The organism is Pseudoalteromonas luteoviolacea CPMOR-1, assembly GCF_001625685.1.
Classification (GTDB): Bacteria; Pseudomonadota; Gammaproteobacteria; order Enterobacterales; family Alteromonadaceae; genus Pseudoalteromonas; species Pseudoalteromonas luteoviolacea_K.
The window spans coordinates 1-20,274 of record NZ_AUYC01000001.1 but is presented as its reverse complement, the minus strand read 5'-3'; the positions used below and the strand labels follow the sequence as shown (position 1 = coordinate 20,274).

The following is a 20,274-nucleotide window of genomic DNA, read 5'->3' as shown; positions in this document are numbered from 1 at the left end:
TTCATGGTCTCTCCAGACAAATTCTCCCCTTCTTTTGCATAATTAACTGCATTTTTCGTCTATAATGGAAAAGCATCTGCTGTTAAAATACCGCCTGTGCACTGACATGTAATTACCAATCAAACTTGCGTAGTAGCGAATTAAGCGACACTTGCAAAAAGGAGAAACAGCTCATTATGAAAAAGCTTTTTAATCGCTGTTTCTGGCTTCATGCTGCTGGGATCATTTTTGTCGGCCTTGGTTTTATTGGTATGGCACTGCCCGTGATGCCCACCACCATTTTTTTTATTCTGGCACTGGCGTGCTTCTCTCGCTCTTCACCCAAATTCGAACACTGGCTGCTTACTCACCCTAAATTTGGCCCGTCGCTAGTTGCTTGGAGAGCGTATCAAGTGGTTCCCCCAAAAGGAAAGTGGGGCGCGGGGATAGGCATGTTAATTGGATACATTATTTTGTGTTTTAGTGCCGCCCCTTGGTATGTGCTGGTGTTAGTCGCGGTGATTGAAATTGCAGTACTGGCTTATGTGCTCACTCGCCCTTCTCACCCTCCTGCGAGCGCAAACTAACACAGTCAGAGCAGGCTTACCTAAAGTAAGCCTGCTATTCATCTAAAAAGTATAACTGAGCGTTAATTTATAATTCCTACCAAGCTCACTTGGATCATTCGCTTCTCCGGCAGGCGCTCTCACATAGCGCTCATCCGACACATTATCAATGCCCGCGCGAATAACTAAATCAGATAAACTGCCGCTGCCCTGATATTTAGCCGTCAAATTGTAAACTTGATATGACCCTGTTCCATAGCCTCGCTCTAGATAGTCTTCTGTTAAGCGAGTTTGAGCACGATATGCCAGCATCTGTGCGCCAATATCCACATTTTCCAACACTGTGTATTGTAGATTTAGATTGAGCTTATCGGCTGGGGCCTCAGAGTAGGGCTGCTTATCGGTTTCAATGGTCCCCAAAAAGAAGTTAGGCACACCATAAGCATTCATATCAATGGCAGAGTATCCAAGATAAGCGCTGAATTTACCCAATTCATAATGCATCTCAACTTCCCAGCCGCGACTCACCAATTTACCGATATTTTTAGCACTATAATCCCTATGGGTTGCGACAGGCACGCCATTGGCAGGCTTAGGTCCAGGTGCGCCAGGCTGCTTTACTCCTTGGGCATCCAGATAATACATAAACGGCACATTATCGATAAAATTTTTGATATTGTTATCAAAATAAAGGGCCTTTAGTTCAAATTTATCGCCCCAGTTGAGCGTGTCTAAAAAGATGCCAAATCCGCCTTCTAGGTTTTCAGACTCCTCCGGCTTTAAATCTGGCTGAGGCTCGTTGTAGCAGAATTTACCACCAATATGGCAACGCCATTCACGCTTTTTATAAAGCTCTTGAACACTGGGAGCACGAAATGCTTCAGCGTATTTAAGATAAAAATTAAAGTAGTCGGTGACTTTTAACGTCACGCCCAGTTCACTGGATAGTGCGTCATCATCGTGATCATCATATTGGGTATACACATCGCTACTGCGCTTGTAGCCATCATAACGAAGACCCGCTGTGATCAAGATATCATCGTCTACAAGCGACACTTGGTCGATGACCGATAACGAAATATTGTGCGCATCACTTTCACCATATTCAGAGGTTCTCACCTGATTTTCATCGAACTCAGACTGTTCAAACTGCTCAACGTCATAGTTAAATTCAAGGGCAACCTGATGGTCAAATGATGTGCTTAAATCAAAAAGGTTAGCCAATCGGACACCATAGCGTTTGGTATTACCAAATTTACTGCCTGAGTAGTCTATCTGCTGCCCTCGGCGCACAATATAGCCTAGGGTATAGTCATCATACGACTTATCTGAATACACCAGTTGCGCATCAAAATCGATATACGGATTGTTTGGCTGATAGACATAAGTCGAGGCGATTTCTAAATAATCATTGCTGAAGTTTTTTGATAAGGTCGGATACATCAAGCCTAAACGTGTACTTAAGTTATATGGCTGATCATTGGAGCGCGTTTTTGACCAGTCAATCTTACTCTGCACACTATGCGCTTTATCAATAAACCACGTATTTTTTAACGCGATATTTTGTCGCTCTGAGTCATTTTTTATTTTATCTAGTTTTGCAGCATCCGCGATTGGCTCTTCTTCACTGCCCAGTCCTGTACTCCCGACAACATCAACATCAGAAAAACGAACGGTGCTAAGGTGTAACACCGTATCCATGTCTTCTGACAGCGTAAACAAGGAGCCCGTTAGTTGCGTGCTATCGCCATTGCTTTGATGCGTCGCAGTGACGTGGGAGCCAAAACCATAAGCGCCATTTAAATAATCACTGGCATCTTTGGTCGTTAAACGAATACTTCCGCCAATGGCACCCGAGCCAACCGTAAGCGAGTCAGCCCCACGCAACACTTGCACCTGCTTTAACTGACTTGGATCAACACCTAAACTGTTGATTGAGGTGAGGTTACTGCCACCATCAGATTCCATTTTTCGCTTAACATTGTCCACAGAAACATGGATCCGTTCACCATAGAGGCCACGGATACTAGGCTGAGCCGCCAAAGGCGCAGCGCTACCAGTTAACTCAACTCCGGGGATCTCACGCAGTATTTGCGTCAGCTCCGCTTGTTGACGGCGCGCCATAGCTTCGCTGTCCAAAACCGTCACAGATCCTGCAGCATCTTTGTTAATCACTGACAATTTATGTCCGTGGACTTCTATTACATCTTCAATATTGCTGGGCTTCGCGGCGTTTGCAAACACCTTTGCAGTACCTAACGCACACAGTAAACCCAAAGAAAGCGCCGAGCGTGTAAATTTCATGTCCTTATACACCTTAAATGATAATAATAATGAATCGCATTTGAAATGCGCCGCTAGAATAATTAAACTAAGCGCTTAAAGCAATAAACAAATAACTAAAAGTTATAAATAAATCGGTACTATTTACCTAGGAAAATAGCGTGAGCAATATTCCAACGCCGTCAATTTTGTCGTAACGTATTGTTCTAGCAAATACATTCAAATTAAGGAAAAGATATGAAAGCGGTTCTGGCGCCAATAATGATGATCGGTACACTGATGTTTAGCCAAGCAGCGCTTGCTAAAACATATAATGGCGGCGCGGATATGAGCAAGATAACTCCCATTTCCACGCTGTTAAGTAACGCGCAGAGATATACAACAGAGTCTGCAACGATTAAGGGAACTGTGACACGTGTATGCCAAAAACGTGGTTGTTGGATGCAATTGGCCAGTGACAAAAAATTTCAAACTTTACGTGTCAAAGTACGTGATGGCGATATGGTTTTTCCTATGACAGCACAAGGGAAAACAGCGTTTGCCACGGGGACTTTGAAAGTACATCCCCTCACCCTAGAGCAAACTAATCAAAGGCGCAAAGCACAAAACCTTGATCCCGTTGACACACCCCAAGTGCTGCACCTCTTTACACCCATTGCTGTCACCATTGAAGATTAAATAACGCCATGTCATGGTTTAAACTCAATCGCAGCCTGCATCGTGACATCGGCTATTTTTGTATAGGTATGACTTTGGTGTTTGCTATTTCAGGGGTAGCGCTGAATCATATTCATCAGTTTAACTCTAACTATCAGGTCACCCGTATCAGCCAATCCATTCCGCTCTCTGGAGTTGACATAGAGACCGATGAATTTGAATCAACACTGCTAACAGCACTGCGCTTAGAAGACAAAGTAAAAGCACGTTTTTGGCAAGACCAAGTAACTTACAAGCTATTTTTAGAAAAAGACACCACGCTCTACGTGTACCCCCAACAAAATGAAGTGTTAATTGAACAAGTAAAACCACGATTTTTGCTGCGACACCTGAACTTCCTCCATCTCAATGAAGCACGAGCAGCATGGATGTGGTTTTCTGATTTTTATGCCATCTTGCTAATTTATTTAGCCCTATCGGCACTGTTCATGGTCAAAGGAAAGCGCGGCGTTTTAGGTCCAAGAGGCCTGTTAGTCTTGGCTGGCTTTGCAGCACCAGCAGCTTTCATCGTGTTCTATTCATCATAAGTAAGTAATTACATACAAAGTTCAATTCTGTAATGCACTGTAATGGCGTAACATCACAATGCACTCTAGATTAAAAGCACACGACTGCAAAATGCACAGTAGTGTGCTTGATCTTTCTCGCGGCCAACACAGGTATGAAAATGACACAATGTGGTATCAACGGATTATTTCTAATTAACTACTTAATTGGCCACAAAACGCATGAGCCCCAGTGCCAAGTATCACTGCTGGTTTATACACCTGACAAAACTCTATCAGGGCGGGCAAAAATGTTTCCTACTCCGTGCAGCGAAACCGCACTTATGTTTCATCTCAATGGCGAATTTCATTATCAATATACATCTGGAATCAAACATATTGCCGTCAACCTCTTAGGCCAGCATACTCACGCAGGTTCACATCACCAAAACGCCGCTTGTCACTATATGAAACTGGATATCCTACTAAATCCCCATTGGCGTACAGGGCACGCAGAGCTATATTATCGAGACCTTTGTGACGACGCTTGGCAACAGACAAAGCTATTAAACGTCACACAAACACACACCAACCGTATTTCGGAGCTCTCGCAGCTTTCCTTACAAGTTAAAAATTAAACCCGATTGCAATACGGTTCCAGTTATTGATCTGTAACGCCAGCCCTATCACAGCCAATTGCTGTACTTGTGTTAATGGTTGCTGCGACTTAGCCTCCATCTCAAATGGCAAGGACTTAGTCACCGCGCTGGCAAGTTGCAAAGCAGCCTGATCAAAAGGGCTAAGTAACGACAACTCTGATCCTGTTAGCGCTCTATTCATTTGATCGAACATGTCTCTTGTAACACCATTTTTCAAAGCTTCTGCGTGCATGCTCTGACAATACTGGCAGCCATTAATTTTCGATACATAAAGGCGAATTAAATGCACTGTAGCATCAGGAATAATCTGCTCTGCTGACTCCCCCAGAGTCGCCAATGCAGATGGTATAAATGAGTAATGTGTGAAAAGTTCAGTTTGAGATATCATAAAATGCTCCTGTTTATTCGATATGTAGGAGCTTACGCCTATTGAACACCGTAAAATTGGATATTTACGACATACTCGCCCTCAGGCTTTATGCACTCTATTTATGCTGTTCCAACTGAAAAGGCGTACATGCAATGATCATCATAGCCCCCAACAAAATAACGATATCAGCGACATTAAACACACCGGTACGCACTGTGCCGATCCCAAGGTTGATAAAATCAATCACTGCGCCTTGATTGAAAATGCGATCGAGTAAATTACCCAAGCCACCGGCAAATATCAGCGCCAATGCTGTCAGTTGTAGTTTTGATAGGTCATGGCTTTTAAGCATATAGCCGAGCAACGCCAGTAGTAATAAACCTATCACCCCGACAAATAAAACCAATCGTTGAGTGGGTGATAACTCCGCGCCCAACGATAAAAATACCCCTAGATTTTCGGTATACCCAATGCGAACCATATCCCCTAAATAGCTGGTCATTTGCCATGCCACTAAACTATCGCTGGCCCACCACTTAGTGCCTTGATCAAGTATCAAGCAAATGATACACACCAATAAAATATGTCCCGTTTTGCTGTCTTTCATTTTATTTGCTCCTGCGCTGCGTTTTATCACTATAAAAAGCAGTTAGTGAACATAAAATGACAACTCGATAAATTGGCTAAGTTATTAGGTCACAAAACGGTTAAAGTTAGTGTGTAAATCAATAATGCGTTTGGCAATATTGTGATTAGCATCGGCCGTTTCACTCGCCCCTTGAGCTGTCTCTTTTGCCAAATCATTAATATTATTTATGTTTTTATCTATATCTACCGCAACCATAGACTGCTCTTCTGTTGCTGTGGCGATTTGTGCATTTAAGTCATTAATTTGCTCAATCGATTCAGAGGCCTCATCCAGCATTTGCTGCGTCTGCTCACTTTTTTCATAGCAGTTATGGGCACTGGTTTTTCCTTTTTCCATACTGCTCACCACTTTATTGGCTTCCGTTTTTAAGCGATCTAACAAGTCTTGAATATCTGCTGTCGATGACTGAGTGCGCGTGGCAAGCGTACGCACTTCATCGGCAACCACTGCGAACCCTCGCCCACTCTCACCGGCCCTTGCCGCTTCAATGGCGGCATTGAGCGCCAACAAGTTCGTTTGCTCAGAAATACTTTGAATCGCTTCCAACACCGAGCTGATATTATTGGTTTCTTCCACCAACTCACCTATTTCATCTGACGCAAGATTAAGCTCTGAGACTAAGTTTTCGATGATTTGATTAGTTTGCGTTGCGATGCTTTTTCCTGAATTCACTTTTTCGCGCACCTTTGCCGTGGCTTCCGCCGCGTGCGCTGTACTTTTTGACATGTCCTGAGTCGTGGTGGTCATTTCATACACAGCCGCGGCCACCATCTCTGTTTGATTCTTTTGCTCTGTCACACTTTGCTCTGTTTGACGCATCACATTCATGGCCAATTCTGAGGAGCTGCCTAGGCTTCTTACCACGTCATTGGTGCTTTGAATGGTGGCACGCAGCCCAGAAACAAATTTATTGAACTCTTTTGCCATAGTGCCCGTTTCATCTTTCGCGGACTCATCCAACATCACAGTTAAATCGCCATCACCACTGGCTATCGACTTAAGCCTGACAATCAATGCTTCAATAGGCTGCGTGATAGAACGGCCAATAAATATCGCGACGATGATAGCAATCACCACAGCGACAATCGCAGTCACGGAGATAAGCTTAATCGCTAAAATTTCATCATGCTCTGCTTGGCGCGTTGCTTTTTGGGTAAACACTTGAACATCAGCAAGGAGGGCAATTAACTCGTCTTTTAATTGATCTTCTTCCTGCTCAATGAGCTTCACTTGCGACATCAACTCAATCAATGGTTTTTGCGATAATTGCCCCAAAAGCGCATTTATATCAAGACTGGCTTTTGCATAATGCTTGCTTACCACATCCAACTCTTGTTGCACCTGCTTAAACTTTTTAGCCGCTTCTTGAGAATGCGCTAAGGTAATGGCTTCTGTCGCAAAGGCCCGAGTATCTTTAATTTCTTTACCTACTTTATCCACGGATGTGATGAGCTTTTGCTCAAGCTGACGCACTTTATCGTTATATTCGGTGTGGCCACTATCAGCCAGTGATTTATACAAAAGCATGCGTTCCAGTAGAATGGCCTGCTCCAATTGATGCTCTGTAATTTGAGTAAGAAAGTTATTAAGTGGAATATCTTCTTCCGCAATATCAATCAGCTCGTATCCTATTTTGGCCATTTGCACCAAAGCGATGGTACTGACCAACAGCAGCATCGCGAGCTGAATACCACTCATTAAATAGATTCGGTGTGCAATCTTCAGTTGATTCATAATCAACACCTTTTAGTTTAGTTATGCAGTTTCAAGCTTCTCAGCACTGTCTAAAATAGTGTAAAAGCTGAATTGAAAACTCAGGGTTCTGCTTTAAATAGTCAAAACCGTTTTCTTGGTTTAAAAACTCAGATAATCCCTCATGCTCCACAATGTCGCATGTGTCTAATCGCTTAAATCCCATTTGCCACTGTGCAAACAGTCGCTTTTCTACCGTTTGCTCATGCAACTTATTGATCCTTTCATGACGGGGGTCTTTACAAATGCATGAATATAAATCCTGAACCGCATTTAGCTCACCTTCAAGCAGTTGGATAAACGTACCTTTGCCATCATATAAAAGTAGCCCAGTGATCCCATTCGTGGTATTTCGCGATCTAAAGCTTGCCATCATTTTGAGCAAGTCAGGCTCACTTAGTCGATTTTTTGCCTTACTGATATATACGAGTTGAAACATCGTCGTTTGCTTCTCCACGCTCTATACAATTATGAAAGATAAGTACAGCAACCCCTTACCCTATCGATGAACCATGTTGATGCTAACGCACTTTAAAAAAGCTAATAGCGCTGCGCATCCCGGCAGATAATGCATCTAACTTTTGCGTCGCATCTCGATTGGTTTCTGTGACTTCAATTGCGTTATCTGACATCGACGCAATCGAGTTCATCGCCTCAGACACTTCAGAGATTGCCCCCACTTGATCGGCACTGGCTTGCACCACCTCTCTCACCCGCTGTAGCGAATCACTCGCTTGAGCATCAATGCTTTGCAGCAGTTCTGTTGCTTCTTGGATAAGCGCTTTGCCATTTTCTACTTGAGGCTGAGTTTGCTCCATTGCCTCTACAGAAGCCGAAGTTTCTTTTTGAATTTCACCAATCATGGCTTCTATTTGCGCAGTCGCTTCACCGGTGCGCTTCGCAAGCTGCCTCACCTCATCCGCCACCACCGCAAAACCACGCCCAGATTCACCAGCTCGTGCCGCTTCTATGGCTGCATTCAATGCCAATAAGTTAGTTTGCTCTGAGATACCGCTGATCACATTGGCAATCCCGCCAATTTGCTCCGTATTGGCTTCCAATCTCTTGATCTGCGCAACCGTCCCATTAACAGTCTCTGCAATACGGACAATTTCCGCAGCGCTTGCAGCAATGGCATCACGGCCTTTATCTGCAAACTCAACCGTGGACTCTGAGTTTTCCTCGGTTCTGGCTGTCAGTTCACTAACATGATCAATACTGCTACGTAAGTGATCCAATCGCACCACAGTCTGCTGTGTTAAAGAAGCCTGTTGCTGTGCTGCGGCATAAATATCATCTGAGCCTGATGACACCACCTTCGCTTGCTCTGCTAAGTCAGCCGAACCACCCACTATCTTGGAGACAATCTCTGTTAGCTGTAATTTCATATCAAATAATTTAGACAACATGCTATTGGGGTAGTCGGTAGACATACTCTGGGTAAGATCCCCTTGTGAAATGGCTGATAAAGCCTTTTCAGCTTGGCGTACCTCTCCGCCCAGCGCTTCACGAATACTCTTCGCAATCATCAGCCCTATAAATACACTCACCGCAATGGCCAATAACGTCGCCCCCACCATAAACTGGCCAAACCCACCGGCGACCGCACGCGCCTCAGGTGTGGCAATTTGGTTTGCTTCTTCTTGGTAATCGATAAATTCATTGATCCGCGCCAGCCAAGTCATAAAAGCTGGTCGCGCTTGCTCAAGCACCGCCTCATCGACGTTTTCACCAGCCCGCTTTTTCTCAATAATCGTTGCTACCAAAGGCCGCGTGGTGACTTTGATGCCTTCAATACTTTTTAAAATGCGTCTTTCATTATCATTAAACGGCACCCCTTTGGATTTCATTTGTGCCATGCTGTTTTCCGCATCAACGTAAAAACGCTCTAATTCAGCGATTTCACGTTCAAACTGACGCAGTTCATTATCAGAACGAGCAATAGCCACATCTCGAATGGCGATTGCAGTGTCGTGCACACTACCTCTAAAGTTAATGGCATATCGCTGTTTTACCGAATTGACATCCGTCATTTGAGCTAAGGTGTCATCAATAAAGTTAACGTCTTTAATACCTATCCCTGTTAATATGATCATCAAACACAAAATAGCGCCGTACCCGACAGAAAGTCGCTGTCGTATCGTTAATCCCGCTAAAAAGTTCATTTATTCACCTTTTTGTCACTTCCGCTTAGTAAATTTAGGGCCTAATTGAGACCTGCGCCAATTTCAGCCCAGTAAAAAGTTAGCTTTTATTTGTTTTTACTGACAAATAGACCCTATCAAGCGCTTTCTGGTTACACGGATAAAAAATAAATTATTACTTGCACATGAGGTACATAAACACTTAACATTAATGATAATCATTATCATGTAAATAGACATCGTGAATTACCTAACTCCTTCATTAATAACTAGTCTGCTTTTTAGCACTGCGGGCGTATTCGCAAATACTTCAACTTCAGATAAAACAGCAATTGAGCATATTGAAATTCAGGGTGTGCAATCTCGATTGCAAGCACGTGGAATTTTAAAAGACAGCATTGCCAGAACAGAGCTGATAGATGCCGAGCAATTAAAAAATATGCAGGCGGCTAATTTAACGGAGGCGATAGATAAGGCACTCGGAATTCGTGTCTCCAACGAATGCTCAATGTGTGGCGCAAAACGCATCATGATCAATGGCATGAAAGGAGAACACACCAATGTATTGATCGATGGCGTGCCCATGCACACCATGTTATCTGGGTTTTATGGCATGGATAGCATCGCAACCTCGGGCATTGGCACCATCGAAATTGCGCGCGGTGCAGGTGCGTCCTTGACCGCGCCCGAAGCCATTGGCGGAACAGTTAATTTAGTCTCCCAAAAGCCAACTAAAAATGCCGCTGAGCTAGACATGGCAGTCGGCAACCATGGGTATAGAAAAGTATCCATAGTTGCTATGGGCATCAGTGAAGATGAGCGCAGCAGCATCAGTGCCATTGCGCAACAAGACAGTCGTGACCAATTTGACGGTGACTACAATGGCGTCAGTGAATCTCCACTTTTAGACAACCACTCCATTGCCATTACGCTCACCCATGATTTATCACTCGATACAACTATCAAAGCACGCTATGGACGCAGTGACTCTGAAGTGTTTGGCGGTCCAGTACTTGGCGATACCACAAGCTCAATAGCCGAGACGTTGGCCAGTGTCAATCAAGGGGAAGCTGAGCGTTTGTTTGTCGATAACCAAGTCGATGGTCGTTATGTCGGCCACCCTTGGGAAACGGCAGAGTGGGTCGACACACAAAGAGAAGAGTGGTTAGTGTCACTGCTTCACAGTATGAATGATAAGCTCACTGTCGATATCAGCTACGCCAATGTTGAGCATATTCAAGACTCTTTTTATGAAAGCATTGACTACTTTGCGCAAGATGACATGCAATTTATCAGTGCCAAACTCTATTATGCACTGAATGACCAACACCTTATCACGCTGGGTGCCGATCATCGTGATGAGCAAATGCGCAGTCACAGCGCAGCATTAGCCGACAATCCACTCTATATGTCTGACAGCTTTGATTACTCCGTATCAGGTTTGTATATTCAGGAAACCTATACGCCGTCCATTGATTTTGAACTGGCCCTGGCAGTACGCTTAGACCGCATCACCGCAAACTTTATCGCCAATCGAGTAACTGATAACGAAATAGATGAAACCTTGGTGTCTCCTCGCTTTGACATGCGCTGGTTTCACCACGACAACTGGACATCACGGCTATCTATAGGGCAAGGCTACCGAGCACCACTGTCTTTTTTCGAAAGCGATCATGGGATATTAGATGCGGAAAAAGGTTACTTAGTCGATGTGCATGATGTCGAACGCTCTGTCGGATACAACTATTCACTGAACCGTAGTGCAGACAAACTCAATGCAACATTGTCACTGGCCTATACGCAAGTCGATAATCTAGCCACGCTGTCTCACAACGAAACAGGTACCCCTGTACTAGGCCAATTATCTGAACAGGCTGATGTGTGGGCTTGGGATCTCGCATTGAGCTATCAACTATTAGAGCAACTTCAGCTTGGTGCCAGTATTGAGACTTACAGATACAATGATGAATTTAAGTCTTCCTTTGGCATAGCACCTATCGAAAAGCGCGCCAGTATCAATCTAGAGTTTGTGCACGCCGCGTGGACCGTCACTGCCAATTACCTATTTGTGCCCAGCCGAGACTTGAGTGATTATGGCTATGAGGGTTTCAATGATATCCAGGCACAACAACCTAAAGCCACGGCCGTCTCTAGTTATGGATTGCTAGATTTTAAAGTCACTTATGCACTGACAAATGATATTAAGCTATATGCAGGTATGAATAATGCGCTAGATTACAATCAGGCAGCAGATGAAGCGTCTCCACTGTTGTTTGACAGCGAAGGTGGATATGACGTCACCTATATTTATGCACCGCTTAGAGGCAGACAAGCATACCTTGGCTTTGACTATGACTTTTAAACCAGCCTCAATACTTTGGCTTTTGCTTGCAGCGCCTTTTGGCGCTGCGGCCATAAGCCCTTTTTACCAGTTAAACCTGACCCCAATCACACAAAATGCACCTAGCAACTTATCAGTCTACCAAGGTCAAGTGCTTGCCATCATGCTTGTACAACCGGATTGCAACTGGTGTAAAAAGCAATATAAATTGCTCTCTCATCTCGTTGAACAACAGCCAAAAAATTGCCATAAACTGGCCGTAATGATGATGGCAACAGGGGGCGACAGACATACTCTAAAAAGGGCAATGAAACGCTATCAAAGTCACTTTCCCATCACTACCTTGCCTAATAAATTGGCGCAGTCATTGACCGTAAAAAGCGCACCACAATTGTTTATTTTAGATAGCGAGGGAGTATTAGTGACCTACCACATTGGCTTTATGCCAGAACATGCTTTACGAAGTGCATTGAATGGGTTAACGGCAAAAGCGCAATGTAAGGTTTAGCTGGGTTAGTTTGCTTTACCCAGCCAGTTTAAAAAGCCTTTTGCATCGGCAGTGTTGGCAAAGTCGATGTAACTTAGGCCTGATTGATGCTTTACTGCCATACGGCATTTATGCATCGAAATTGATTGGACCGGTAACGTAATCGCCACCTGCTGTCCTTGGTATAAGTAAGACATAATAAAACGCTCATTTTTTAATATTAATATCTCTACGTGCACAATGCACAAAGAGATTTATTTACATGATGCCTTATTAAGGTCTGCTGAATAGTGCCCACACTCGGTGGCAACATTTATAACCATGATTCTGACATGGTCGTACAATTGATAATTTCAAGACAGACGCATTAAGGCGCTAACTTTAAAACTATGACTGACTGGATCAAGGTAAGACATATTACTGCTTATATTTGTGAGTTTCATAAGCAAGTCAGTCAGCATACTTTAATTGATTAAACTGTACAAGAGAAAAATGAAGTTTATGTGTCATTTTTACGCAATTATCCTTGCAATAGGTGATGTCCGTGCAAAATTCAATTAAGTTGGCCTCTGGGCTGTACATAAAACCTGCACTCACATTTGTAATGACTATACTAAGAGTGCTATCAGCTTAATTTTGGAGGACACTTTGTGCACAGACTGGAGCTGGAACTGTACGCGAAGCTAAAAGAGCATCCCGAGATATTCGACTTTGTGATCGAATCATCTTTAGATGGTCTATGGTACTGGGACCTTGATAACCCAGAGCAAGAATGGATGAGTCCAAAGTTATGGCAAACACTAGGATACGACCCAAATAATAAAAAGCACGAAGTCAGCGAGTGGCATAAGATCATCAATCAAGACGACCTTAAGCTGGCCCTTGATAACTTCGAAAAGCATAAAGCTGATCCAAGCCACCCCTATGACCAAGTTGTACGCTATACCCATGCAACGGGCAAAACAATCTGGATACGTTGCAAAGGACTGATCCTAAGAAATGATGATGGCCACCCTGAGAGAATGATAGGTTCACATATTGATATCACTGAATTCAAAGAAAGTGAGCGGCGTGCCATAGAAGCGCTCGAGGCCAGAGAGCAATTTTTTGCTCGGATGTCCCATGAAATCCGCACCCCACTATTCGGTATCCTCGGCATTGCTGGTACCCTAAAAAATGCGGTTAGCAATGAAAAAATAGCACAAGATATCAGTACAATACTGAGCTGTGGCGAGCAGCTTCAATCATTGCTCAACGACATTCTCACTCTAGCAAAACTCGATGCTGAAAAGCTCTCCACCAGCATCGAAAAAGTTGCTTTAGACAATGTGTTCAGCCATATTCACGAGCTGTATGATGCTGCAGCCACAGAAAAAGGGCTCGACCTCAATGTCGATACTCACAATATTAGACACGTCTATGTGAAAACCGATAAAGTACGACTGACGCAAGTGCTTAGTAACTTAGTCAGTAATGCCATCAAATATACAAAAGCAGGGTCAGTGACCGTTGAAGCATTATTGCAAAACCAAACATGCACCCTCTCTGTCATCGATACTGGGGTAGGTATTAAAGATGTCGATGCGATTTTTCAAGCTTATACGCAAGAAGATAATTCTTACGAGGGCATGGTCAGCGGCAGCGGATTAGGACTAGAGGTCGTTTCACAACTGTGTGAATTACTCGACTACCAACTTAAGTTCGAATCAGAGCTTGGGGTCGGTACACAAGTATCTATTTCTATGCCTGCAGATGAAATAAAGCCGCAAAGTGAAGAGCCTGAATCTGTAGCGCCAAAGCTGAGCATCCCCACAATCGATCGCGTTTTAGTGGTGGATGATAATGCACTGAATTTAGTGATCACCAATAAAATGCTCAATACTTTTTGCAACACAATAGAACAAGCATCCGACGGCTATGAAGCACTACAAGTGATCAATAGCTCGCCTCCTTTTGACTTGATCTTGCTAGATATCAACATGCCCAAAATGAATGGTTACGAGGTGCTGGCCTTACTTACTACCATGTCAATGTCTGAGTCGACTCGCATTATTATGCTCTCAGCCGATGCTTATGAAGCGACCCAACAAAAATGTCTTGAGCTTGGCGCTGATGGGTATTTAACCAAGCCATTTACGCAACAAGAGCTAATAAAAGCACTCTCATCCACTAACACCGAGACATAACTTTTCGCCTATGCAGCCATTCAACTATTTACTGTTTGCACTTGTGATCTCAACCCTGACTTATTTTATGGGCAGTCACTCTGTTCGGGCACAGACCTTGACAATTACCATTGGTGAATACCCACCTTACTCGGGGAAAAGCCTGATAGAGCAAGGGCTTGTGCCGCAGATCATCCGTAAAGCATTTGCCGAAAAAGATATTCAGGTTAAATTTGTCTTCATGCCCTGGGCACGCAGCTTTAAAGAATCTGAAAAAATAAACTATGACGCGTCCGCTTTCTGGTTTTGCACTGAAAAAAGGCAGCAAGACTATTTTTGTAGTACCGCATTATATGAGGAAACTGCGGTATTTTTTTACAATAAAAGTAACCCTGTGCCACCTTGGCGAACCTTACAAGAATTAGATAAATACCGCATAGGTGCGACGCGAGGTTATAGTTATACTCAAGAATTTTGGCAATTGGCGAAAACAGGCTCACTAGATATCAACGTTATGACCCGAGATGAACAAAACCTATCTATGCTCATCAAAGGAAGAATTGATCTCTTCCCGATGGGCTTACTTCCTGCCAGGTACCTATTAGATCAAAAGTATCCGCAGGAAAAACATCAACTCAGCTATCATACGACACCTTTAATGACCGGCACGCTACACCTGTTATTTCCAAAAAACAAAGAGGATTCTATCGCGCTGCTCAAGGTGTTCAATGATGGCATGCAAAAAATCATGCACAGCGGCGAATACCAAGCCATCTTATCCAAAAGCCAAAATCGTTAGCGTACGTATACCACGGCAGTCACAGCTCCCCCTCCGCGAGTTTACAATCAAAGGCACCTACAATTCAGCCTAATAATGTGTACTGAACACAGTAACCCTCAGATAAAAAAGACCTTTTGGAGCAAGGAGGCATAATTAACCATCTAATGCGTGAAACAACATCATGTGATTTGAAATATATAGTTAAGCTTTGCGGTCTATAGAAGTAATTATTTTTATTGGAAGTTCAAATGCAACATAAAATACTGATAAATTTGGTGACCGGATTATTGGCATTTAGCCTTTTTGTTTTCGGGTTATCCATGATGCTGGGTGGCAATGATCGATATGTACACACCGTATTGCAATTTTATGCTCTCGATAATGCCATGTCACAAATGCTTGCAGCACAACTGCTAGGTGGAGTGATCATCATCATTAGCGCGTCATTGATTTACCAGCAATCAGCATCAAAAAAAGTGGCGCTGATCGGTGTCACGACCCTTGCAATGATCTTTTTAATCACCTTATTAGGAGACGCTCGTTGGATAAATACGTTAGGTGGATTTCCAGTGATCGGCTCTGGACAAGGTATCATTAAATACTTTGCACTTTTGCCAGTTGCGGTTTACCTGTTTTTACGTGATAGATTTACAGCGTATCAGCACCAATGGCTTAATTTTTTCCCTGTGGCGCTAGTACTGGTATGGATAGGCAGTATGAAATTCTTCGAGTTTGAAGCCAAAGGCATCGAAACACTGTTAACTCATTCACCTCTAATGTCATGGATGTATGACGTATTTTCGCTACAAATGGCGTCAAATTTAATTGGCGTATACGACCTATTCTTTGCTGGACTTTTGGCATTCGCAATTGCCCAGCAAAGTTTACTTTTACTCAGAGTTGCAGTATTCGGGTGTGGTGCCGTATTCATCGTCACGCAAACTTTTTTATTTACAACACCAGGCGCGCTCAGTGCAAACACTCTGTTAACGGGGACAGGGCAATTTATTATTAAAGATATTTGGTTTATCTGTAACTTATTAATCATCACCTGGCTTATGCATAACCAGCAGCAAACTAATCAGCCACACTCATCGGAAGCTGTGGCTGTTTAGGCTTTACCAAATCCACTACATGTGCACAATTACGGCCAGCTTCTTTGGCCGTATACATCGCTCTGTCAGCATGATTCAACAATATCTCTTCACTCTCATGCGTCTCTGGGCGCATCACAGCCCCCCCTACACTCACTGACACAAACTTAGAAACCTCAGATCCTTCATGACGAATCCTCAACCCCTGAACAGCTGCAAGACAGTTTTCAGAAAACAGATCTATCCGTTCTGTATCTGGCAAAATAAATACGAACTCCTCTCCCCCGATACGTGCAAATACATCACAGGAGCGTTTTGCCAGTTCATTTAATGCCTGTGCGACCCGATGAAGGCAATCATCTCCCATAACATGCCCATATCGATCGTTATACTCTTTGAAATAATCTATATCCACGATCAACAAACTGATTGGGCTAGAAATACGCACAGCTCGACGCCATTCCTTTTGTAGCTGCAAATCAAAATAGCGACGATTTGAGACCTGCGTTAACCCATCTACTTGTGTCAACACCAACAAGCGCTCGTTGGCTTTATCCAACTCATGTGTTTTTGCTCTCACAGCTTGCGCAATGGCAACCTGCTTGCGATAAAGTAAACGAACATAAAGCAAGGTGAGTATCGTCGATAAAACACCAATAACTAATACAATATAGGGCATCGAGGACGTTCGACTTTGAATAAACTGCGCTGTCGGCACCGCACTGATCCGCCAATCCCGACCCCAAACTTCAATCCAAATCCTTTGCGGTAAAAATGACGATGCCATATCACCATGACGGTGCAATGTCTGCGCTGCAGATGACTCAGTCATATCTTCAATTAGAAACTCCATATCCCCTTCATTTTTTCCCAATTTTGATTGCATGATAAGCGCTTGCACTTTAAATACACCGACCACAAAACCAAGAATATGCGCTCTTTTTTCCAACACAGTCACCGGCTGGTCTAGGTACACAGGGCGTAAAGCTAAAAATGCATGTTGCTCTTTCGGATCTTGTACAAGTTTAATACTCGAAGTCGCAAGTGGTAGAGCTAAGTCTCTTGATGCCTCAATGGTTGATTGCCGGCGAGTGTCAGATAAAAGATCAAAACCAAGTACAATTTCATTACCGTATATTGGTTCTACAAACTGAACTGGATAGTACTCTTTGCGCTCATCGGCTCTTTGCATCACCCCTTTAGGTTGGCGCTCTGTAATGGAAAAGTGTGTGTAATTCCTAAGGCCCTGCCGCTCAAACTCCTCTCTATCCTGATACGAAACTCTCGGCGCCCACTCCAAAGCTTGGATCCCAGGATGTGTGGTGAGTAACTTTGCAGATACTTTTCTAAAAAGCGACTTGTTTGCGGATGGCTGTATTTCAAATAAAATGGCTAAGCTATGCAGTGTTGCTAATCGGCTCAATACACTTTGTTTGAATGAATCAACACGCAATACATATTCACTTCTAAACTCTTGCGATATTAAACGTTGCTGATCGAGGTGCAGCACATAGGCCATGATCACAGTAAAACCGAGCCCAAATATGACCACCAGCCCTTGTAGCAACTTAGCATAATGACGATGTGTTAAATCCATATCAACCTCCGCGCATCCCTGATTCAGCAAAGTATAGATAAGCCAGTTAAAATCGCTGCATTTTAAATGGGGATTTCTCCTGACAGGCTATTTGTAGCAAACATAATTCATTCGGCAGATACCCACATCTCTGCTATTATCGCTAACTTGCGGTACCACTATCGCTCACCATAAGATTAAAGCAAAGGCCGAGTTGTATTTGGCCAAACAGAAGAGAATTTGCATGAATTTTTCCCAACTTGGGCTATCTCAAGTACTGCTAGATACACTCCAATCCAAAGGCTATCAATCACCTACACCAATACAACAGCAAGCAATCCCTGCAGTACTGGCTGGCGAGGATGTGATGGCAGCGGCGCAAACCGGTACGGGTAAAACCGCGGCGTTTACCTTGCCACTCATCGAGCAGTTGCTAACCACACAGCAACCACATGCCAATCAAGCACGAGTTTTAGTCTTAGCGCCAACACGGGAGTTGGCCATACAAATATCTGAAAACGTGGAAACTTACAGCCAAGGTACCCGTATTCGCAGCACGGTTGTATATGGTGGAGTAAAAATTAACCCGCAAATGATGCGTCTGAGAAAAGGGGTGGACATATTAATAGCCACACCAGGTCGCTTACTCGATTTATATCAGCAAAATGCTATTAAATTCAATGAACTCAGTGCTTTAGTTTTAGATGAAGCCGACCGCATGCTGGATATGGGCTTTATTCACGACCTAAAAAAGATCATTAGCCTGTTGCCAAAAAAGCGTCAAAATTTACTTTTTTCAGCGACTTTCTCAGACCCTATTAGAACACTGGCAAAAACGCTATTTTCTGCACCTGTAGAGATTTCTGTCGCCACAGAAAATACCGCAGCAAAAACGGTTATACAAAGCGCCTATGCGTTGGATAAGTCACAAAAAAACAAATTGCTCAGTCATTTCATTTTAAATAAAAAGTGGCAGCAAGTATTGGTATTTTGTCGAACCAAGCATGGGGCAAATCGATTAGTTACCTATTTAGAGAAAAATCATATCAGTGCTGCGGCCATACATGGCAACAAATCCCAAGGTGCAAGAGTTAAAGCGCTGAATGGCTTCAAAAGTGGCGATATAAACGTACTTGTTGCGACTGACATAGTGGCCCGTGGTTTAGATATTAATGAGCTGCCCTATGTTGTCAATTATGACTTACCAAATACCTATGAAGATTATGTCCACCGCATTGGCCGTACTGGCCGAGCTGGAAGCGAGGGCATAGCAGTGTCATTTGTAACCGCAGCTGACGCCGACGATCTCTATGGTATTGAACGTTTTATCGGAGCGTTGATCCCACGCGCCGAAGAGCCAGGCTTTATCCCTCAAAACCCGGTACCAGAGAAGGAACTAGACACTCGTCCTTTGAAGCCTAAAAAGCCCAAAAAACCAAAAAAGAAGAAGCCAGCATCAGAGGTGTCGGACAAAACGACTAAGACAGCTAAACAGCCAACATCAACGGAAAATAAGAGCCAAACACGCAATAGAAAGCCACAACAGAATAAAAAACCGGCGGTAAAGAAGCAAGGTCAAAAACATAACCCGGCCTCGAAAGAGAGTAAACACAACTCACCACAAAGAAGCCGCTCGAAAAGTAAAACCAATTAATCATTTTGGTCGATATACGCTGAGTGAACGCTCAGCGTTTTCAAAAGGTTGTATCATACAACACGATAAGCTGCCTATCTTGGTATATCGCAATTATACATTATTGGACTGAAAGCTAAGTTCAACTTATTGTGTTTTGACGTGATATAAATAACGCTTAAATAAATATATGGGAGCAAGCCGGAAACTAAAAAAAGTTTAGTGCACCTTCATCATTACAGTAGAAATGAGTAACAATTGCGTCAAGGCAAAAGAATAAAAGCCAGTACCGCTCTCCTTGCGGTCATATGACAACGACCTAATACAGTCACTTTCGCATATGTGGCGACCTTCCTTGAAATTAGCAAACATCCCCAGATTCGACTCTCAGTAACACCAATGTAAACTTGATCCTACTTCCTTTCCCTTAAAAGGGAGGGAAATATACTCATCTCGTATTTATAGCTGGCTTATTCTTTTATTTTTATTCACTCACGAGGAATTCGTGCTTCCTAGCGGATTCTCTGCTTCCTAGCGGATTCTCTGCTTCCTAGCGGATTCTCTGCTTCCTAGCGGATTCTCTGCTTCCTAGC

Annotated in this window: 18 protein-coding genes; 10 read left to right on the top strand and 8 right to left on the bottom strand. The window is 43.4% G+C overall.

Annotated features, from left to right (window positions below; genetic code table 11):
• Positions 1-176: 176 nt before the first annotated feature.
• Complete coding sequence (locus N473_RS00085; protein ID WP_063366195.1) at positions 177-566, top strand: YbaN family protein; 390 nt, start codon at positions 177-179, stop codon at positions 564-566.
• Positions 567-608: 42 nt separating this feature from the next.
• Here N473_RS00085 and N473_RS00080 read toward each other — a convergent pair whose 3' ends face one another.
• Positions 609-2,849 carry a TonB-dependent receptor domain-containing protein gene (locus N473_RS00080; protein ID WP_063366194.1) on the bottom strand — a complete coding sequence of 747 codons (2,241 nt, stop codon included), beginning with the start codon at positions 2,847-2,849 and terminating at the stop codon, positions 609-611.
• Positions 2,850-3,065: 216 nt separating this feature from the next.
• Between N473_RS00080 and N473_RS00075 the strand changes: the two genes are divergently transcribed.
• The 3 genes from N473_RS00075 to N473_RS00065 all read left to right on the top strand — a co-directional run bounded on the left by N473_RS00075 (position 3,066) and on the right by N473_RS00065 (position 4,668).
• Positions 3,066-3,506, top strand: coding sequence for a DUF4920 domain-containing protein (locus N473_RS00075; RefSeq protein ID WP_063366193.1), 441 nt, complete (start codon positions 3,066-3,068; stop codon positions 3,504-3,506).
• Between the two features lie 8 nt (positions 3,507-3,514).
• Positions 3,515-4,072, top strand: a complete 558-nt coding sequence (locus N473_RS00070; RefSeq protein WP_063366192.1) for a PepSY-associated TM helix domain-containing protein — start codon at positions 3,515-3,517, stop codon at positions 4,070-4,072.
• A gap of 140 nt (positions 4,073-4,212) precedes the next feature.
• A complete protein-coding gene (locus N473_RS00065; protein ID WP_063366191.1) occupies positions 4,213-4,668 on the top strand; it encodes a DUF1842 domain-containing protein in 456 nt (151 codons plus the stop codon).
• On the opposite strand, the gene N473_RS00060 is transcribed toward N473_RS00065, so the two are convergent.
• From N473_RS00060 to N473_RS00040, 5 genes are all read right to left on the bottom strand, one after another.
• Entirely contained in the window at positions 4,658-5,077 is a 420-nt protein-coding gene (locus N473_RS00060; RefSeq protein ID WP_063366190.1) for a carboxymuconolactone decarboxylase family protein, read from the bottom strand. The two genes, N473_RS00065 and N473_RS00060, sit on opposite strands and share 11 nt — an antisense overlap.
• Positions 5,078-5,174: 97 nt before the next feature.
• Entirely contained in the window at positions 5,175-5,666 is a 492-nt protein-coding gene (gene lspA / locus N473_RS00055; protein WP_063366189.1) for a signal peptidase II, read from the bottom strand.
• An 84-nt stretch (positions 5,667-5,750) separates the two neighbouring features.
• Complete coding sequence (locus N473_RS00050) at positions 5,751-7,442, bottom strand: methyl-accepting chemotaxis protein (protein WP_231099491.1); 1,692 nt, start codon at positions 7,440-7,442, stop codon at positions 5,751-5,753.
• Between the two features lie 40 nt (positions 7,443-7,482).
• Positions 7,483-7,899 carry a BLUF domain-containing protein gene (locus tag N473_RS00045; protein WP_063366188.1) on the bottom strand — a complete coding sequence of 139 codons (417 nt, stop codon included), beginning with the start codon at positions 7,897-7,899 and terminating at the stop codon, positions 7,483-7,485.
• An 82-nt stretch (positions 7,900-7,981) separates the two neighbouring features.
• Positions 7,982-9,625: a methyl-accepting chemotaxis protein gene (locus N473_RS00040; RefSeq protein WP_063366187.1), complete on the bottom strand. Its 1,644-nt coding sequence runs from the start codon at positions 9,623-9,625 to the stop codon at positions 7,982-7,984.
• Positions 9,626-9,845: 220 nt separating this feature from the next.
• Between N473_RS00040 and N473_RS00035 the strand changes: the two genes are divergently transcribed.
• Positions 9,846-11,966 (top strand): TonB-dependent receptor plug domain-containing protein, encoded by a 2,121-nt coding sequence (locus N473_RS00035; RefSeq protein ID WP_063366186.1) that lies wholly within the window; start codon positions 9,846-9,848, stop codon positions 11,964-11,966.
• Positions 11,956-12,453: a TlpA family protein disulfide reductase gene (locus N473_RS00030; protein ID WP_063366185.1), complete on the top strand. Its 498-nt coding sequence runs from the start codon at positions 11,956-11,958 to the stop codon at positions 12,451-12,453. The genes N473_RS00035 and N473_RS00030 overlap by 11 nt, the downstream gene beginning before the upstream one ends.
• A 5-nt stretch (positions 12,454-12,458) precedes the next feature.
• Here N473_RS00030 and N473_RS26065 read toward each other — a convergent pair whose 3' ends face one another.
• Positions 12,459-12,629, bottom strand: a complete 171-nt coding sequence (locus tag N473_RS26065) for a hypothetical protein (RefSeq protein ID WP_155401336.1) — start codon at positions 12,627-12,629, stop codon at positions 12,459-12,461.
• Between the two features lie 453 nt (positions 12,630-13,082).
• Here N473_RS26065 and N473_RS00025 point away from each other — a divergent pair, with 453 nt between their 5' ends.
• The 3 genes from N473_RS00025 (at position 13,083) to N473_RS00015 (ending at position 16,493) form a co-directional block, all read left to right on the top strand.
• On the top strand, positions 13,083-14,618 hold the full coding sequence (locus N473_RS00025; RefSeq protein WP_063366184.1) for a PAS domain-containing hybrid sensor histidine kinase/response regulator: 1,536 nt from the start codon (positions 13,083-13,085) through the stop codon (positions 14,616-14,618).
• A 10-nt stretch (positions 14,619-14,628) separates the two neighbouring features.
• Positions 14,629-15,396 (top strand): substrate-binding periplasmic protein, encoded by a 768-nt coding sequence (locus N473_RS00020; protein ID WP_063366183.1) that lies wholly within the window; start codon positions 14,629-14,631, stop codon positions 15,394-15,396.
• A 230-nt stretch (positions 15,397-15,626) separates the two neighbouring features.
• Positions 15,627-16,493, top strand: coding sequence for a DUF417 family protein (locus N473_RS00015; protein WP_063366182.1), 867 nt, complete (start codon positions 15,627-15,629; stop codon positions 16,491-16,493).
• On the opposite strand, the gene N473_RS00010 is transcribed toward N473_RS00015, so the two are convergent.
• Positions 16,456-18,069: a CHASE domain-containing protein gene (locus tag N473_RS00010; protein WP_063366181.1), complete on the bottom strand. Its 1,614-nt coding sequence runs from the start codon at positions 18,067-18,069 to the stop codon at positions 16,456-16,458. The two genes, N473_RS00015 and N473_RS00010, sit on opposite strands and share 38 nt — an antisense overlap.
• A gap of 223 nt (positions 18,070-18,292) precedes the next feature.
• On the opposite strand from N473_RS00010, the gene N473_RS00005 reads away from it, so the two are divergent.
• Positions 18,293-19,702: a DEAD/DEAH box helicase gene (locus N473_RS00005; protein ID WP_063366180.1), complete on the top strand. Its 1,410-nt coding sequence runs from the start codon at positions 18,293-18,295 to the stop codon at positions 19,700-19,702.
• The last annotated feature ends 572 nt before the right edge of the window (positions 19,703-20,274 follow it).

Coding starts and splice junctions, on each gene's coding strand:
- N473_RS00085 (WP_063366195.1), top strand. CDS start 177: ATGAAAAAGCTTTTTAATCGCTGTTTCTGGCTTCATGCTGCTGGGATC.
- N473_RS00080 (WP_063366194.1), bottom strand. CDS start 2,849: ATGAAATTTACACGCTCGGCGCTTTCTTTGGGTTTACTGTGTGCGTTA.
- N473_RS00075 (WP_063366193.1), top strand. CDS start 3,066: ATGAAAGCGGTTCTGGCGCCAATAATGATGATCGGTACACTGATGTTT.
- N473_RS00070 (WP_063366192.1), top strand. CDS start 3,515: ATGTCATGGTTTAAACTCAATCGCAGCCTGCATCGTGACATCGGCTAT.
- N473_RS00065 (WP_063366191.1), top strand. CDS start 4,213: ATGACACAATGTGGTATCAACGGATTATTTCTAATTAACTACTTAATT.
- N473_RS00060 (WP_063366190.1), bottom strand. CDS start 5,077: ATGATATCTCAAACTGAACTTTTCACACATTACTCATTTATACCATCT.
- lspA (WP_063366189.1), bottom strand. CDS start 5,666: ATGAAAGACAGCAAAACGGGACATATTTTATTGGTGTGTATCATTTGC.
- N473_RS00050 (WP_231099491.1), bottom strand. CDS start 7,442: ATGAATCAACTGAAGATTGCACACCGAATCTATTTAATGAGTGGTATT.
- N473_RS00045 (WP_063366188.1), bottom strand. CDS start 7,899: ATGTTTCAACTCGTATATATCAGTAAGGCAAAAAATCGACTAAGTGAG.
- N473_RS00040 (WP_063366187.1), bottom strand. CDS start 9,625: ATGAACTTTTTAGCGGGATTAACGATACGACAGCGACTTTCTGTCGGG.
- N473_RS00030 (WP_063366185.1), top strand. CDS start 11,956: ATGACTTTTAAACCAGCCTCAATACTTTGGCTTTTGCTTGCAGCGCCT.
- N473_RS26065 (WP_155401336.1), bottom strand. CDS start 12,629: ATGTCTTACTTATACCAAGGACAGCAGGTGGCGATTACGTTACCGGTC.
- N473_RS00020 (WP_063366183.1), top strand. CDS start 14,629: ATGCAGCCATTCAACTATTTACTGTTTGCACTTGTGATCTCAACCCTG.
- N473_RS00015 (WP_063366182.1), top strand. CDS start 15,627: ATGCAACATAAAATACTGATAAATTTGGTGACCGGATTATTGGCATTT.
- N473_RS00010 (WP_063366181.1), bottom strand. CDS start 18,069: ATGGATTTAACACATCGTCATTATGCTAAGTTGCTACAAGGGCTGGTG.
- N473_RS00005 (WP_063366180.1), top strand. CDS start 18,293: ATGAATTTTTCCCAACTTGGGCTATCTCAAGTACTGCTAGATACACTC.